At 68.4% G+C, this 15,253-nt stretch carries 16 protein-coding genes, 1 tRNA gene and 1 riboswitch; of the genes, 8 read left to right on the top strand and 9 right to left on the bottom strand.

Features of this window, described 5'->3' with window-relative positions; genetic code table 11:
• Nucleotides 1-4 precede the first annotated feature (4 nt).
• A complete protein-coding gene (locus AB0B82_RS12590; protein WP_360165915.1) occupies nt 5-1,402 on the top strand; it encodes a PLP-dependent aminotransferase family protein in 1,398 nt (465 codons plus the stop codon).
• A 52-nt stretch (nt 1,403-1,454) separates the two neighbouring features.
• Nucleotides 1,455-2,189 (top strand): GNAT family N-acetyltransferase, encoded by a 735-nt coding sequence (locus tag AB0B82_RS12585; protein ID WP_360165912.1) that lies wholly within the window; start codon nt 1,455-1,457, stop codon nt 2,187-2,189.
• Between the two features lie 12 nt (nt 2,190-2,201).
• Here AB0B82_RS12585 and AB0B82_RS12580 read toward each other — a convergent pair whose 3' ends face one another.
• Entirely contained in the window at nt 2,202-3,146 is a 945-nt protein-coding gene (locus AB0B82_RS12580) for an MBL fold metallo-hydrolase (RefSeq protein WP_360165909.1), read from the bottom strand.
• Between the two features lie 116 nt (nt 3,147-3,262).
• On the opposite strand from AB0B82_RS12580, the gene AB0B82_RS12575 reads away from it, so the two are divergent.
• Together AB0B82_RS12575 and AB0B82_RS12570 are read left to right on the top strand one after the other, a co-directional pair.
• A complete protein-coding gene (locus AB0B82_RS12575) occupies nt 3,263-4,135 on the top strand; it encodes a LysR family transcriptional regulator (protein ID WP_360165906.1) in 873 nt (290 codons plus the stop codon).
• The gene (locus AB0B82_RS12570; RefSeq protein ID WP_360165903.1) at nt 4,132-5,004 is read left to right on the top strand and encodes a serine hydrolase; all 873 of its coding nucleotides are present in this window, start codon (nt 4,132-4,134) and stop codon (nt 5,002-5,004) included. The genes AB0B82_RS12575 and AB0B82_RS12570 overlap by 4 nt, the downstream gene beginning before the upstream one ends.
• Nucleotides 5,005-5,039: 35 nt before the next feature.
• Here AB0B82_RS12570 and AB0B82_RS12565 read toward each other — a convergent pair whose 3' ends face one another.
• Nucleotides 5,040-5,435: a RidA family protein gene (locus tag AB0B82_RS12565; protein WP_360165900.1), complete on the bottom strand. Its 396-nt coding sequence runs from the start codon at nt 5,433-5,435 to the stop codon at nt 5,040-5,042.
• A gap of 81 nt (nt 5,436-5,516) precedes the next feature.
• On the opposite strand from AB0B82_RS12565, the gene AB0B82_RS12560 reads away from it, so the two are divergent.
• Nucleotides 5,517-7,379, top strand: coding sequence for a DUF6807 family protein (locus tag AB0B82_RS12560; protein ID WP_360165897.1), 1,863 nt, complete (start codon nt 5,517-5,519; stop codon nt 7,377-7,379).
• A gap of 808 nt (nt 7,380-8,187) precedes the next feature.
• On the opposite strand, the gene AB0B82_RS12555 is transcribed toward AB0B82_RS12560, so the two are convergent.
• The 3 genes from AB0B82_RS12555 to AB0B82_RS12545 all read right to left on the bottom strand — a co-directional run bounded on the left by AB0B82_RS12555 (nt 8,188) and on the right by AB0B82_RS12545 (nt 10,224).
• Nucleotides 8,188-8,961: a thiazole synthase gene (locus AB0B82_RS12555; protein WP_360165894.1), complete on the bottom strand. Its 774-nt coding sequence runs from the start codon at nt 8,959-8,961 to the stop codon at nt 8,188-8,190.
• Nucleotides 8,962-8,963: 2 nt separating this feature from the next.
• The gene (gene thiS, locus AB0B82_RS12550; protein WP_360165891.1) at nt 8,964-9,167 is read right to left on the bottom strand and encodes a sulfur carrier protein ThiS; all 204 of its coding nucleotides are present in this window, start codon (nt 9,165-9,167) and stop codon (nt 8,964-8,966) included.
• A riboswitch (TPP riboswitch) is annotated at nt 9,158-9,266 on the bottom strand. (Overlaps the previous gene by 10 nt.)
• Nucleotides 9,267-9,282: 16 nt before the next feature.
• A complete protein-coding gene (locus tag AB0B82_RS12545; RefSeq protein WP_360165888.1) occupies nt 9,283-10,224 on the bottom strand; it encodes a DUF5937 family protein in 942 nt (313 codons plus the stop codon).
• A gap of 141 nt (nt 10,225-10,365) precedes the next feature.
• On the opposite strand from AB0B82_RS12545, the gene AB0B82_RS12540 reads away from it, so the two are divergent.
• Nucleotides 10,366-10,701 (top strand): pyridoxamine 5'-phosphate oxidase family protein, encoded by a 336-nt coding sequence (locus AB0B82_RS12540; RefSeq protein ID WP_360165885.1) that lies wholly within the window; start codon nt 10,366-10,368, stop codon nt 10,699-10,701.
• A 61-nt stretch (nt 10,702-10,762) separates the two neighbouring features.
• Nucleotides 10,763-11,257 carry a YceI family protein gene (locus tag AB0B82_RS12535; RefSeq protein WP_360165883.1) on the top strand — a complete coding sequence of 165 codons (495 nt, stop codon included), beginning with the start codon at nt 10,763-10,765 and terminating at the stop codon, nt 11,255-11,257.
• A gap of 6 nt (nt 11,258-11,263) precedes the next feature.
• On the opposite strand, the gene AB0B82_RS12530 is transcribed toward AB0B82_RS12535, so the two are convergent.
• Entirely contained in the window at nt 11,264-11,803 is a 540-nt protein-coding gene (locus AB0B82_RS12530; RefSeq protein ID WP_360165880.1) for a G5 domain-containing protein, read from the bottom strand.
• 269 nt (nt 11,804-12,072) lie between these two features.
• Between AB0B82_RS12530 and AB0B82_RS12525 the strand changes: the two genes are divergently transcribed.
• A tRNA-Lys gene (locus AB0B82_RS12525) sits at nt 12,073-12,148 on the top strand.
• A gap of 42 nt (nt 12,149-12,190) precedes the next feature.
• Here AB0B82_RS12525 and AB0B82_RS12520 read toward each other — a convergent pair.
• The 3 genes from AB0B82_RS12520 to AB0B82_RS12510 are packed head-to-tail and all read right to left on the bottom strand — an operon-like array spanning nt 12,191 to nt 15,191.
• Nucleotides 12,191-13,408, bottom strand: coding sequence for a tyrosine-type recombinase/integrase (locus AB0B82_RS12520; RefSeq protein ID WP_360165877.1), 1,218 nt, complete (start codon nt 13,406-13,408; stop codon nt 12,191-12,193).
• Between the two features lie 2 nt (nt 13,409-13,410).
• A complete protein-coding gene (locus AB0B82_RS12515; protein WP_360165874.1) occupies nt 13,411-13,608 on the bottom strand; it encodes a helix-turn-helix domain-containing protein in 198 nt (65 codons plus the stop codon).
• Between the two features lie 26 nt (nt 13,609-13,634).
• Nucleotides 13,635-15,191: a replication initiator gene (locus AB0B82_RS12510; RefSeq protein WP_360166062.1), complete on the bottom strand. Its 1,557-nt coding sequence runs from the start codon at nt 15,189-15,191 to the stop codon at nt 13,635-13,637.
• Nucleotides 15,192-15,253 lie beyond the last annotated feature (62 nt).

Genomic DNA, 15,253 nt, shown 5'->3' with positions numbered 1-15,253 from the left:
TTCTGTGAGCCGAACCAGGACCAGTTCCGGCGCCGGTGAACTTCTGGTCGAGCTGCGCCGGGACAGCGGCGTGCCGCTGCATCAGCAACTGGAGAGCGGGATCCGGACCAGGATCCGCTCCGGATTGCTGCGCGCGGACACGGTGATGCCGTCGACGCGGGCGCTGGCCCAGGACCTCGGGCTGTCCCGTGGTGTGGTCGTCGAGGCGTACCAGCAGCTCGTCGCTGAGGGGTACTTGGTGAGTCGCGGCGGTGGGTACACGCAGGTCTCCGACGTCGCGGTGGTCGAGGCGACGTCCGCGCCGCAGCCGGTCGACGGCCCGCCGCGAATCGACTTCCGCTACAGCCGCCCCGACGTGTCACAGTTCCCGCGCGCCGCCTGGCTTCGATCGGTACGCCGGGTCCTCAACGAGACGCCGTACCGCAGCCTGGCCTACATCGACGGCCGCGGCACGATCGAACTGCGGACCGCGCTCGCCGACTACCTGAACCGGGTCCGCGGTACGGCGGCCCGCCCGGAGAACATGCTGATCTGCAACGGCTTCGCGCAAGGTTCGCGGTTGCTGCTGCAGGTGCTCGCGGCACAGGGGTATCGGCGGCTGGCTGCGGAGGATCCGTCGGACAACGACCTGCGAGACGTGGCGCGGGCCGCCGGTCTCGACGTGGTCGGCGTACCGGTGCTGAAGACCGGGATCGACGTGGCTGCGCTCGCGCGGTCGGGTGCGGACGTGGTCCTGGTGACCGCGGCGCATCAGTTCCCGACCGGCGCGGTGGCTTCCGCGGAGACGCGGGCCGCGCTGGTCGCGTGGGGCGGGCTCGTCATCGAGGACGACTACGACGCGGAGTATCGCTACGACCGCGAGCCCGTCGGTGCCGTGCAGGGTCTCGCCCCGGATCGTGTCGCGTACGCCGGAACCGCGAGCAAGACGTTGGCGCCCGGGCTGCGGCTGGGATGGCTGATCCTGCCGTCGTGGCTGGTCGAGCCGATGGCCGTGGCCAAGCTGATGGACGACCGCGGATCGCCGGTCTTCGATCAGCTGGCGTTCGCGGACTTCGTCGCGCGGGGCGAGTTCGACCGGCACCTGCGGCGGATGCGGCCGCGGTACCGGACGTTGCGCGACACGTTGGTCGAGCGGCTTGCGGTACGGCTGCCGGACTTCGAACCGGTCGGGGTGTCGGCGGGGCTGCACGTGCTCGCCTGGTTGCCACCGGATCTCGACGAGGAAGCGCTGCGCGCCGCGGCTTTACTGCGCGGGCTCGGGGTGTACGGACTGGCGCCGTACTGGATCGCCGGGTCCGGTCCGTCCGGGCTGGTGTTCGGGTACGGATCGCTGTCCCGGCGGGACGTCGTGGAGGGCATCGAGTTGCTCGCGGAAGCGGTGGCCGCGATCCGCAATCGATGAATAACTATCCATTCTGTTGCAATTCAATTCGGCTGGTTCTACGCTTGCTGGAATGATCGCCGAAGCTCGTATGGACGCCCTGATGAACCAGGGCTGGCAGGCCGCGCACCTCACCCAGCTGGACGGCTGGCTGGTGCGACACGACGCCGGAGTCACCCTGCGAGCCAACTCGGTGCTGCCCGCGAGCGCGCCGTTCGACCTGGACAAAGCCTTGGACTATGTGGAGAACCTGTACGTCGCCCACGGCATCCGGCCGTCGTTCCAGATCGGGCCGGCGGTGCAGCCGAGCGACCTCGACGACCGGCTTGCGGCCCGCGGGTACGAGGTGCGGAATCCGACGCTGGTGCAGTGCGGCCTGCTCACCGACGTCCTCGCCCAGCTGCCGGCGCCGGAAGTCGAGGTGAATATATCCAGCACGCCGTCCGTCGCCTGGACCGATTGCTGGTGGAGCATCGACGGGCGCGGCGACGACGCCCGGGCTACCGCCGAGGAGATCCTGCGGCGCGGAAACGCGCTCTACGCGACCGTTCCCGGGCCCGACGGCGCCGCGAAGGCCGTGGGGCGGCTCGCGCTCGTCGACGACACGGCCGGGCTGTACTGCCTCGCCGTCGACGAACGCTTCCGCCGCCAGGGCCTGGCGTCCGCGATCATCCACGGACTGTTGCAGGCGGCAACGACCAAGTGGGTCTGGCTCAGTGTGCTGGAGAGCAACCTCGCCGCCCGGACCCTGTACGAACGCCTCGGTTTCCGGACCGTCTCGCGGTACCACTACCGCGTCAAAGCCTGAGCTCCCGGGCGGTCAGAGTGTGATCTGCTGCCGGAGGTCGATGCGGACGAACTCGGCGCCGGCCTTCTCGACCGACGTCTGCAGCGGCGTCAGATCGGTCCACGGGACGCCGGGCCGGTCGAGCGGTTGGTCGAAATCGTCCCAATGTGTCGCGATCACGGTCCGGACGCCTTTGACCGTCCGCAGCAGCCGATCGGTGATGCCCGGTTCGCCACCCGGCGCCGCGAACACGACGTCGACCTCGAGATCGCGCAGCGCGTTCGGATCGAAGTTCGCCGTACTGAGGCTGAGGATGCGCAGGCCGCCGATCGTGATCACGTACGCGAGCGTCCCGCCCTCGACCAGATCCTCGATCACGCGCGGCCGCGACGGGACGTCGTACCGGTAGCCCGGGTACGCGTACGTGTGGCGCTTGCCGCCGCACGAGTGCAGCGACGGAAACACCTCGATCGTGAAGCCCTCGAACGGCAGGTACTCGCCGCCGCGCACCGGCGACAGCAGTTCGTTCGGTGTCTTCATCGCGCGGAGCACATTGGCGTGCGTCTCCGTGCACAGCACAGTCGCCTGCGTCTTCTTCGCGACGTACGGTACGTCGGCCATGTGGTCGTAGTGGCCGTGGTGCACCAGGATCGCGTCGGCGGTGCTCAGATGCCGGTCGATCACGTCGGGCTTGATCACCAGCTTCGACTTCGGGTCCGCGCCCTCCGGGGTGAACGTCCCGGTCTGGAACCGGGTCAGCCACGGGTCGGTCAGCACGATGCTCTTGCCGCACCGGATCTGCCAGGCATGCGTCCCGAACCAGGTCAGTTCGACCGGCTCCCGGTTCGCTTGGCTCTTGGGCTTCGCTTGGCTCTTGGGCTCCGTGGCTGCTTCGCTCCGGCCCTCCAGCCCGACGGCGCCGGCCACCCCGGCAGCTCCGGCCGCGGCCGCGCCCGCCAGCATTCCTCGTCTGCTCACCTTCACGCTGTCTCCTTTCGTTATCGGCAGTCAAGGTGAGTTCGGCGGGCCATGTCGAATAGGCTCTTGCGTATGAAGCGATTGTCTGGAGGTATCACCGCAGGTCAGCCGGGTCCATGCTGACCGAGCGGCATCTGCAGATCTTTGTCGCGCTCGCCGAGGAGCAGCACTTCGGTGATGCCGCGCGGGTCATCGGCATCACCCAGCCGCCGCTGTCGCAGGGTCTGCGCCGGCTGGAGACGCTGATCGGCGCGAAGCTGTTCGAGCGCGGCGCCGGTCAGGTCGAGCTCACCGCCGCCGGTGCCGACCTGCTGCCGTATGCGCGGCGGGCGCTGGCCTCGATCGAGGAGCTACGCCAGGCGGCCCTGGCCCGTGAGCCGGAGGGGCCCGAGATTCGGCTCGGTCTGGCGCCCGAGGTGCCGACGTCGACGGGTGCGGCGGTGGCCGCGGCGTGTGGCGCGGTGATCTCCGGCAGCCGGGTCACTGTGGTGACGGCGCCGACGAGTTCGCTGGTCAACCAGGTCAGTACGGGCCGTTTGACGTTGGCCGCCGTACAGCATCCGACGGTGCTGGACGGTCTGGAGGCCGGGCCGGTGTCGTTGCTGCCGACCTGGGCGTTGGTGCCCGCGTCGATCGTGGACGGCGAGGTCGTCTCGCTGCGGGACTTGAAAGGGCTGCCAGTAGCGGTTCGGCCGCGGGCGGAGGCGCCGGCCGCGCGGGACCTGTTCCTCGACACGTTGGCGCTGCACCGGCCGGACGGCGGCACGGTCGTGGTGACCGACGAGCGCGCCGGACTGGCGATGGTCGCGGCCGGGCAGGCGGTGGTCATCACCGCCGACCCGTCGCTGAGCGCGCCGGGCGTCACCCGGCACCGCTTGGCCGACGATCCGCTGCCGGTGCGGCTCCGGCTCATTTGGTCGCGGACCCGGACGCCGTTCCTGCGGCCGAACGACGTGATGCACCAGCTCACGAAGGCGCTCGCGTCATGAACGCGCGCATCCGGAGCATCTTCGACGACGCCGGCGTCCGTGGCTGGATGCATGCCGTCTCGCTCGACGACCCCGACGCGACGGTCGAACACGACGCGGACGTCGTCGTTCCGCTGGCGTCGGTCTACAAACTGCCGCTGCTCGCCGGATTCTGCCGGCTGGTGGACGAGGGGGAGCTCGATCCGCGCGAACGGGTGACGATCGATCCCGCGGACAAGACCGACGGGCCGACCGGGCTGTCCCTGTTCGCGGACCCGGTCACGGTGTCGCTGCGGGACCTCGCGCTGTCGATGGCCACGGTCTCGGACAACGCCTCCGCCGACGCGTTGCTGGACATCGTCGGGCTGCGCCGGCTCGCCACGATCATCGAGTCCTTCGGACTGCGCCGTACCTGGGTCCTTCGCGGTACGGCGGGGAACCTGCGCGACCTCCAGCGCCGAACGGGTGCGAACACGGCGGACGCGGCGCTCGCCGTACTCGCCGACAACGACCGCACCGACCCGGCCGGGGTCTACGAGGCGGCCAACGGGTCAGCGGGTACGCCGCGCGACCTGACGTTGCTGTTGCGGCGGTTGTGGGCGGGGGAGTTGCTGTCCGCCGATCAGACGGCGTTCGTGAAGGCGACGATGCATCGGCAGATCTTCCTGCATCGGCTGGCGTCCGGGTTCCCGTACGACGGTGTTCGGGTCGCGGGGAAGACCGGGACGTTCGGTGCGCTGCGGCATGAGGCGGGCGTGGTGACGTTGCCTGGTGGGGCTTCGTTCGCGGTCGCCGTCCTCACGCTCGCGGCGCGTGGTGACTTCCGCCAGCCCCGCGTCGACGCCGCGATCGGCGAGGCGGCGCGGGTGGCGGTCGATCTGTTGCGTTAGGACTTCCGGCCTTCGCCGGGCGGCCGGCGTCGGGCTCAGGCCGGCTGGATGACGGCGTAGGCCTCGATCTCGAGCAGGGCGTCGGGGCTGAACAGGGCGCCGACCTGCACCGCCGTACTCGCGGGCTTCGGCCCCGGGATGTACCGGTCGCGCACCGTCCGGACCGCCGGCAGGTGGCCGATGTCGGTGACGAAGTACGTCAGCTTCACGACGTCCGCGAACGTCGCGCCGGCGGTCGCCAGGCAGCGCTCCAGGTTCGCGAACACCTGCTCGGCCTGCGCTCCGGGGTCGCCGAGGCCGACGAATTGCCCGTTCTCGTCCAGTGCGACCTGTCCGGAGATCGCGACCCATTGGCCGGTTCCGGTCACCACGTGGCTGTAGCCGTTGCCCGGTGCAACGCCCGCGACCTGCGGATACTCCAAGTTGCTCACACTTCCTCCGTCCGCTGTGTGCTCCCATCATGCGCGGCCAGAGGGTTGAGAAACCGGTTTCCATCGCGAGAGGATACGGGGGTGGGACGCAGACCGAAGGACACGATCACGATCGCCGACGTCGCGCGGGCGGCGCAGGTGTCGCGCGCGACCGTGTCCCGGGTGATGAACGGCCGGCTCAGTGTCGCACCCGAGATCGTCGCCCGGGTGCGCGCGGCGGCCGAGCGGCTCGACTATCGGCCGAGCGACCTGGCCCGCAGCCTGTCGCTGGGCCGCACGAACATGGTCGCGCTGGTCGTGCCGGACCTCGGCAACCCGCTGTTCCAGCAGATCCTGCGCGGGATCACGAACGCGTCCGCGGCGGCCGGCTACAAGGTGCTGGTGGCCGAGACCGACGAGGACCCCGAGGCCGAGGCGGCGATCGCGATCGAGGCCCGACGGCGCTGCGACGCGCTCGTCATGGTCTCACCGCGGATGGACGAGGAGCGGCTGCGCGAGCTGCTCCCGCAGGTCCAACCCGTCATCCTGGTCAACCGCCAGGGCCCGCCGGAGGTGTCGTCGGTGGTCGTCGACTACGGCCGCGCGGTCCGGATCGTCGTCGACCACCTGGTCGGCCTCGGGCACCGGCGGCTCGCGTTCCTGTCCGGTCCGGCGGCGAGCGCGTCCAACACGTTGCGGATCCGGGCGCTCGACGTCGCGGAGCGGGAGATTCCCGGGCTCGACCTGGTCCGGCTCGAGTGCGGGCGGTCGATCGAGGACGGGTACGCCGCCGTGGAACGGGTGCTCGACGCGCAGGTCACCGCGGTGGTCGCGTTCAACGATCTGGTCGCGTTCGGGTTGCTGGCGCGGCTCAACGAGGTCGGGGTCGCCGTACCGGCAGATCTGTCGGTGACCGGGATGGACGACATCGGCCTGGCGCGTTTCGCCGTACCGTCGCTGACCACTGTGCGCGCGCCGCAACGGGATCTGGGCGAGTTGGCGTGGCAGCGATTGCATGCGGCGATCGCGGGATCGGCCGACGCGGCGGACGACGTACCAGAGCTGCGGCTGGCAGTGCGGGCGAGTACCGGCCCGGTGCCGCGGGAGCAGCGACTGGCCGCGGAGGCACCGGCCGCCGGGATCGCGTGGCAGCAACAGGGCGACATCTTCGCGCTCGGGAGCTCGGCCGGACTGCTCGCACGGTACGAATTTGGGCAGCGGATGCCGCAGGTGCACGCCCCGCGGCCGTACCTGCATCCCGTCCGGACGCTCGGCGGCCATCCGTTGACCGAGGTCAACCCGGGCGACCATCGGCATCACTACGGGCTCTCACTGTCGGTCGCGCTCGTCAACGGGACGTCGTACTGGGGCGGCCGGACGTACGTCCGCGATCAAGGCCCGATGCTGCTGCGGAACCACGGCCAGCAACGCAGCCGCGGGGTGACGGTCAAGGACCGCGAACTCGTCGACGACATCACCTGGTACGACGCCCAGGGCCGGCCCCACCTGATCGAGAAGCGCCGCCTCGTCGGCGATCTGGCGTTCGGCGGCTGGCGTCTGGACTGGCAGAGCACGCTCACCGCGCGGTACGGCCCGATCCAGATCGACAGCCCGGCCACCTGCGGCCGCGAGGGCGCGGCGTACGGCGGGATCTTCTGGCGACTGCCGTCCGCGCCGACGACAATCCTGAGCGCTTCCGGCAGTGGTCTGTCGGCAGCCTTCGGGTCCCGCAGCCCATGGCTTGCCTTCGTGCAGGACGACGTCAGCCTGCTGTTGCTGCAGCCCGATCAGATCCGGCCGTGGTTTCTGCGGTCGGAGGAGTACATCGGCGCGTGCCCCGCGCTCGCGTGGGACCAGCCGCTGGCGCTCCGGCCCGACGAGGAACTACCGCTGTCACTCACCGCACTTCTCCTCGACCGAACCCTGGACGAGACCGAAGCCAAAACCCTGGCGGGCCGGTTGTAGCGGATGTCCGGCGGCGTAGGCGCGGCCGGTCGTAGGCGTAAGCGCCGGCGGTCGGGTGGAGGCGTTAGAACGTCGGCAGGCCGGTTGTAGCGGTCAACGGGGTCTGCTGACTGATCTAAGGAGGGTTTTCGGCGCCTGGCGGGGCAGAATCCTCCACTGTCGTGCGGAAAACTCTCCTAGGAGCATTTCCGCCGGTGCGCAGTGCAGGCGGTGCAGGTTTGGTGTGAACCCGGCCTACCCTGAGTGACCGAGTCAGCGCCCACGCTGTACGACGGCGATGTACGACGGCGCTGTACGACGGCGCTGCACGAGCGCTACTTCCCGCAGCCGAGCCCTTGACCTCCGATCGGGACCGCGAACACCCATTCGGAACCGTGCACCCCGCGCTGGGACCGTGCACACCCTCCCGGGGGCCCTGCACACCCTCCCGGGCCCTGCACACCCACCCGGGACCTGCATATCCGCCCGGGGCAGTGCACACTCACCGGGGACCCTGCATACCCGCCCGGGGCCGTGCACACCCACCCGGGACCGTGCGCCCCATCCCGGCACCGTGCGCCCCATCCCGGGACCTTGGACAGGCAACAACCTGTCCACACCCACCACAACCTGTTCAAGCCCCCGACTTCATCCCGTACGCCGGCCGACGCGGCCAACCTCATACGAACGGACAACCCCGCCGGGGTTCTCTGCTCGTATACCGACGAAGAACCCCCCAACACGCGGGGTTGTCCCGTCGCGTAGCAGACACGCAACCCACACATCAATCACTGGAGCCGGTTGACCCGTAGCGGACCGGGTATCGGCGTCAGAACGTCGGCAAGCCGGTTGTGGGTGACGAGGCGAGGGCGGACTGCCAGCGCCTCGGCACGCGGCCGGCGAGGCGGGCGTTCCTTCCGGCGCTGACGGCGTCGCGCATCGCGGCGGCCATCAGCGCGGGCTTCTCCGCGCGGGTCACCGGGGTCGCGAGCATCACCGCGTCGCAGCCGAGCTCCATCGCCAGCGCGGCGTCGCTCGCCGTACCGATGCCGGCGTCGACGATCACCGGAACGTTCGCCGCTTCGGCGATCAGCGCGATGTTGTGCGGGTTCCGGATGCCGAGCGCCGAACCGATGGGTGCGGCCAACGGCATCACCGCCGCACACCCTGCCTGCTCCAGCCGGCGGGCCAGGATCGGGTCGTCGTTCGTGTACGGCAGCACGGTGAACCCGTCGGCCACCAGCGCGTCCACGGCGTCGAGCAACTCGACCGGATCGGGGAGCAGCAGATGGTCGTCGGCGACCACTTCGACCTTGATCAGGTCGGTTTGAAGCGCTTCACGTGCCAGTTTCGCGGTCAGCACCGCCTCGGCCGCGGTATGACAGCCGGCCGTGTTCGGCAGCACGTCGATCGAGTGCTTCTTCAGTACGTCGAGAACCGAACCCTCGTGACCGGTCCCGAGCCGGCGCATCGCGACCGTGGTGAGTTGGGTGCCGGAGGCAATCAATGCCTCCTCCATCACCTCGAGGTTCGCCGAGCCGCCGGTTCCCATGATCAGCCGGGAGGTGTACGTCCGCCCGCCGAGCTCCAGTGGGTCGTCCATCGTCAGCCTCCCTGCGTCGCGCTGACGATCTCGACCCGGTCACCCGGTTTGAGCGTGGTCTGCGCCCATTCGGCCTTGGTCAGCACGTTCTGGTTCACCGCGACCGCGATCCCCGTGCTGCGGTCGGAGTACTCCGCGATCAGCTCGGCCACGGATCGGCCAACTGTCCCGTCGGTCGCCGTACCGTTCACCCAGACGGATTCCATCGCTTCCTCCCTACGCCGGAATTACCCGATTCAGGTTCGGCGGTCGGTGACGATCGGTCACCCTCTCAGCCCACTCCCTGAGCTCCCGCGGACACCATCGACTATAGCTGACAGCTCAATCGACAGCGGTGCCGGTGAGGAGGGCCGCGAGCTCGGTCGGGCGGTACAGGACCTGCTTGCCGGTGCGCTGCGGCTCGACCAACCCGGTCCGCCGGAGCAGCTGGAGCTGCTGGCTGACGGCGGACGGGGTGACGTTGAGTTCACCGGCCAGGTCGGTCGTGGTGCGCGGATGCGTGAGCAGTTCGAGGATGTGCGCTCGCGGCGTACCGATCAACTGCGCCAGGTCCTTGCGTGTTGGCGGCTCGGCGACCGACCACAGATTCGCCTGCCCGCGCGGGGGATAGCCGAGCAACGGCTCCGCACCAGGGTCGAACGGGATCACCGCATGCGGCCCGAACAGCGTCGGCTGCAACACCAGCCCGCGCCCGGCGACGTCCTCGACGCGACTCTGCTCGGCCACGCGGTCAACCTTGAGCAGACCGTCTTCGTACGTGATCGCCGGACCGAGCCCGTTGAGCATCGCACCGGTGCCGTGCTGGGTGAGTATGTGCCCGCGGTAGCTGATGTCCGCGGACAGGAGGGTGCGCATGCGGCTCCAGTACGGCGCCATGACGGCGTCCCAGTACTGGCGCATGGCCTCGACGACCTGGTCGATGGTCATCGTCGGAGGCTTGCCGTTGACCGCGGTCATCTGGCGTACGTACGTGTCCTCGTCGACGGCTGCGATCAGATCGAGCTCGTCCGACAGTTGGGTGAGCGGCGAGGACGGGCGCGGCGTGAGGAAGTCCGGGCTGCCCATAGTGTCGTTGACGAGCCAGCGCAGTACGTCCCAGTCGAGATCCTTGAGGTCTGTCTGCACCGCGCGGACCCAGCCGAGTTGCAACGGAAACCGCCCTGGATCCCGCAGCGCCCGGAACGACAACACCATCTCGGCCACCGGCGACACCGCGAACCGAACGTCCGCCAAGTCCTGCGCCGTCAGCCGATAGGTAAGCATGTAGCCGCATCCTAAATCCGGAACTTGTCGGTGGCATCTGAAATCGTCGGGTGCCATGGGATTCCGCACGATGACCTCAGACGAGATGGTGTCGTTCCTGGCTCAGCCGTTGGTGGCCGTGCTGGCCGTCGACGAGCCCGGGTGGGCGCGCCCCATGTGACGCCCGTCTGGTTCCGGTATCTGTCCGGCGAACGACGGTTCCAGGTGATGACGTCCTCCCGCTCGAAGAAGGCGCGCCTGCATCAGGAGGGCTCCGGCCGGCTGTCCGTCTCGATCCAGACCGTCGAAGGCGCCACCGCCAGGTACGTCAACGTGCAGGGTGAGGCGGAGTTGCGTCCCCTGCCCGACGAGGTTCTGCACGCTGTCGTGGACAAGTACCTCCCCGAGGAAGCCCGCGCCGGGTACCTCGCTGCCCCACCCGAGGACGCCGTGTTCGACATCACCTCGCGACGCATCACCACGGGCGTGATCGGCTGACAGTTCGCCGTACTGCCTCGTCGTACCTGACACTTCGCCGTACTGCTCCGTCGTATCCGGTATGACTCAGTACGTACTCGACAGTGCGCGGACACGGATCGGTTTCGTGGCCGCGCACCGTGTCGGCCCGAAGGTGCGCGGTCTGTTCGCCGTGGCCGAGGGCGCGTTCCAGGTGGACAGGACGAACCCGGCGGCGTCGACCGGGTGGTTGAAGGTGCGGATGGACAGCGTCGAGACCGGCGACGCACGACGCGACGCCCAGCTCCGTCAGGAGTTCTTCGGCGTCGCGTCGTACCCCGAGATGTCGTTCGTGGCGACCGGCGTCACCCCAACGGGCGCCGACCGGTTCGAGGTCGCCGGCGACCTCACGATTCGCGGTACGACGCACCCGCTGACCGTCCCCGTCTCCGTAACGGACGCCGGCGACACTCTCCACCTTCAGGCGTCCCGCGCGATCAACCGCCACACCTGGCGCGCCAACTGGAACGCTCTGACCACCGCGCTGGTACGCCCCGCCGTCGAGCTGGACCTGTCGCTGACGGCAACCCGCGCCTGACCCCGCTTACTCGCAGGCGATCCCGTCGTTGTCGGAGTCGAGCCGGTAGATGTCGCGACCGATGACCCTGATCGGACCGCTCACGTACTCCGGCCCGTTCCCACTCCCGCCCGAGCAGTCGACGTCTGTGGCGATCGGCACGCAGCCGGAGTAGTTCGGATCACACCGACCGGACTGCTCCGGCTCATCCACCTTCGTCCCCACCGCCGTCACCTGCGACCGCGGCTCCTTCGCCACCTCCTGCCGCACCAGCTCCTTGTCAGTCTGTACGCCGTCGACGTACGTGACGCGGTACACGAGCCGCCGCGTCCCGTTGACGCCCTTCGTACGGATCTTCTTCTCGCCCTTGGGCAACGAATCGTCGGTGACCGTCTTCTTCTTAAACGCGATCACCTTGTACTCCACGACCTCCTTGGTCGTCGTCACCGGCTTCTGGGTCGCCGGGTTGGTCGGTTGCTCGGTCGCCGTCTTGGTCGGCGTCTGGACCTCGGCAGCCGGCGTCGACGTTGTCGCTGCCGGTGCGCTGGGCGGCGGCGTACTCACCACCGGCGAAACCTGCGCAACCCGAGCCGGCTCACCTCCCCCCGACTCCGCCCCACACCCGACCACCAGCACCGCCAGGACCACAGCCCCACACGCAGCACGAAACACCACGAAATACCCCCCACCCCGCCGTCGGTTCCCCCCGCGGCAGGATCGTCAGCGCCCGGCCCCTCCGGACGAATTCTGATCTGTACCACCACTCCCGGTAGTCAAGCAACCCCCAACTGAGCATCCCGCCACCAAACCTGCGACACTGTTCCCCACACACCTGAGGGCCTCTAGCTCAATTGGCAGAGCAGCGGACTTTTAATCCGCGGGTTGTGGGTTCGAGTCCCACGGGGCCTACCAAACGCCCAGGTCAGAGCACATATGACCGCGACGACCACCCTCTCAGCCCACACTTTTGCCACCCTTTTGCCCGTCCGGCTCCTCGTCGGGCCCGGTGCCGAGCACGGCGTTGAGGGCTTCGACCGCACCGGCGTTGCGGATCTTCCGACCGAGGTATCCGTCCTGTGTCATCGAGACTCGACTGTGCCCGAGCTGGTCAGCGATCTGCCGTGCGGAATGGCCGGCATCGTCCAGCAGGGTCGCGAGCGTCTTCCGGAAGTTGTGTGACTTGACCCACTCCAGCGACTCGATCTCGGCCCGTACTTTGCGGAGATCCCGGAGCGTGTTGTTGGGGTCGCGGAATCCACCGATGCTGTTCGGGAACACTGGCCAATCGAGGTTCACACCTGCTGCGAACCGGCGACGGAGCATCGCGACAGCCCTATCAGGAAGACCGAGTGTCCGCTCTCCGGCCTCAGACTTAGTTGGGCCCCGGACGAGTCCCTGCCCAGGCACCCTGCCGATCGTCCAGTCGATATCAACCACTCCAGCGGTCAGGTCAACGTCAGCCCAAATGAGTGCCAGAGCTTCCCCGATCCGAACGCCGGTACTGAGCATGAACAGGCTCAGGTCCGGAATGTCCGACTTGACGGCGCGTGGGTTCTCCGAAACTGCCTTGAGCCACAACTCGATCTGTTCGACGGTCAGGGATCGAGCGAGCTTCTTCCTACGTGAACTCTCGATCCGGCGAATCTCGCGGACCGGATTGGCGTCGAGCGGTCCACTCCGAACGGCCAGACCCATCACGCCGGACGTGACGCTCCTGCAGAGCTTGGCGGTTGGGACCCCGGACTTGGACTTGACCTTATGGATGAACGTGTCCACGCGAGCGGTGGTCACCTCAGCCAGCCGCAGTTCCCCGAGTGCCGGACGAACGTGCTTCGTCAACACAGACTTGTAGCTCTGCACTGTCCGGGGTGATCGAGATCCGTCCTGGACGAGTTCATCGATCTCCTGGACCCAGGCGTCGGCTACTTCGTTGAAGCGGTGGTTCGGTGTCCACGTACCAGCCTTGCCCATCTTTGCACGCTCTCGCAAGGCGTTCTGCAACTTGGACGTAGCTGCACCTCTCGTCTTACCGCGCCGTTCGACACGCACGATCTCACCGTTGAAGTCCCGAAAATTCGCGATCGCACGGTATGCCTTGCGGCCCTTGGAGTCGGTCACCTCGTGCGTTCGGATCTGTCCCCAGGTGCCGATGGGTAGCGGCTGTCTGGCCATAGCTACGCCGCTCCGTCAAGCGACTTGAGCCAGCCGTACACGACTTCCTTCTGGTAGCGCACGTATCGACCGATGCGAACGCCCTTCGGGCCATATCCAGTCGTACGCCACTTGTACAGAGTCGGCACCGGTACGCCGAGGAACTCGGACAGGTCCTCGATGCTCCACAGCCGATCATCTCGATGCTTCGGCACAGACACTTCATTCCTCCTTTGACAGTTACGTGTCAGTCGTTGTTCTCGGCAAGCAGTTCCTTGACGAGTCGTCGGTGCTCGCGGGCCTTGGCGGCGGCAGTGTTGGCGAGGAGCGCGTCGCCGATGGTCTTCCAACCGGTTCCTGCGTAGGTGAAGTTGCCGACGATGAGGGTTGTCTCGACGTCGTCGGTGTGGTCTTGGGTGCGGTGGTGGTCGCGTCGCCAGTTCGCCCGTGCCTCGCGGAGTGCCTTGAGGGTGGTCGAGTACTGGCGGCTCTTGGTGGAGAAGTGGCCGCCGAATCCGAGCATGTGTGCCCAGCGCTGCAAGCGCCGGTAGGACAGCCGTCCGGAGTTCTTGGCGGCTTCGGCTTCGTCCAGGTCGGAGCCGGGTCGTCCGAGTCGCCAGCAGGCGTCGACCAGTCGGCCGGCGTGCGTGTGGTGGTTGGCGTACCGGTTGACGGTGGCGTTTGTGAGCCGTGCGGATGAGTGCCCGGTGGCTTCGGCGCCTTTGGTGGCGTACTTGGCGAGGTATCCGGCGACAGCGGTGTCGGTGATTGCGCCGTCGACGGCGAGCCGGACGGGGCGGAGGTCGAGTTGGGTTCCCCATTCGATGAGCCAGCCTTCGGGCCGGTCGGGGTGCGGCAGGGACCGGAACCGGGTGCTGGCGGCGGCCCGGCGTACGGCGTCGGCGAGCATGGTGAAGGTTGCGGCGCAGGCAGGCGGTTCGATGACGGTGGGGTCGAGTGGGTTGACGCCGTCGAGGCGCATGAGTGCATGGAAGTGGGCGACGCCGCGTGCTTGGAGTTCTGCGACCTTGCCGTAGGAGAGCTTGACCGTTGCGCCGTGCTTCTTGGCTTCGGCGCGCAGGATCTCTTTGGCGCGGTCCATGGTGCGTCGCCACAGCTCCCCTGAGAGGGCGTTCCAGACGACCTGGTGGTCGTGGTCGTAGCAGTCCAGGCACAGGGGTGTGCCGAGAACCTTCTCGCCATCGTGGTGGGTCTGGTGACAGCGCAGGTCGATGCCGTGCGGGCAAAGGTCGGGGTTGCGGCGGGGTCGACAAGGCCGGTTCCTGATGGTCCAGGTCTGGCCGTCGCGGGTGCGGATCGAGCGGGTGCCGTGGACGGGGCCGAAGGCGGGGGCGGTGAAGGTGACGAACGCGGACGGGTGCTGGGCGACGGTGGCGGGGATGCCTTTGCCGCCTTGGAGGCCGGCCAACACGAGTTGGTAGGTGTCGCCTCGGTAGGTCTCGGCGCAGGAAGGGCAGACGGCGGCGCGGCGGTTGCCGCAGGCTTTGTAGATGACGCCGTCTGGCATCTGGTCGGTGTGCCGGGTGGAGATGATCCGTCCGGTGCGTTCGGACACGACGTGTGCTTCGCCGCGCAGTTGGATGGGGCGGATGCAGCCCCCTGCCGAGGCGGTGTGGTCCAGCCACGCAGTGTACTGGCCGTAGTCCGCGGTTGAGGCGGCGCGTGCTACGGCTTGCTCGAGGCCGGAGGCGGGGTTGGAGCGCTTGCCGGGATCGACGCGAGGCCGATGGACATGGACAGTCAGGAGCGGGTCTTGGGAACCGCTCGGTGGCTCGATCGGCATCGTGGCAGTGCTGGTAGTCGTGCTGCTGGTGGTCACGGGCGGCTCCTCCCTTCCCGGCTCGG

The sequence above is a fragment of the Kribbella sp. NPDC048915 genome (assembly GCF_040649595.1).
In the GTDB taxonomy this organism is placed as follows: domain Bacteria; phylum Actinomycetota; class Actinomycetes; order Propionibacteriales; family Kribbellaceae; genus Kribbella.
This window is presented reverse-complemented; position numbering and strand designations above follow the sequence as displayed.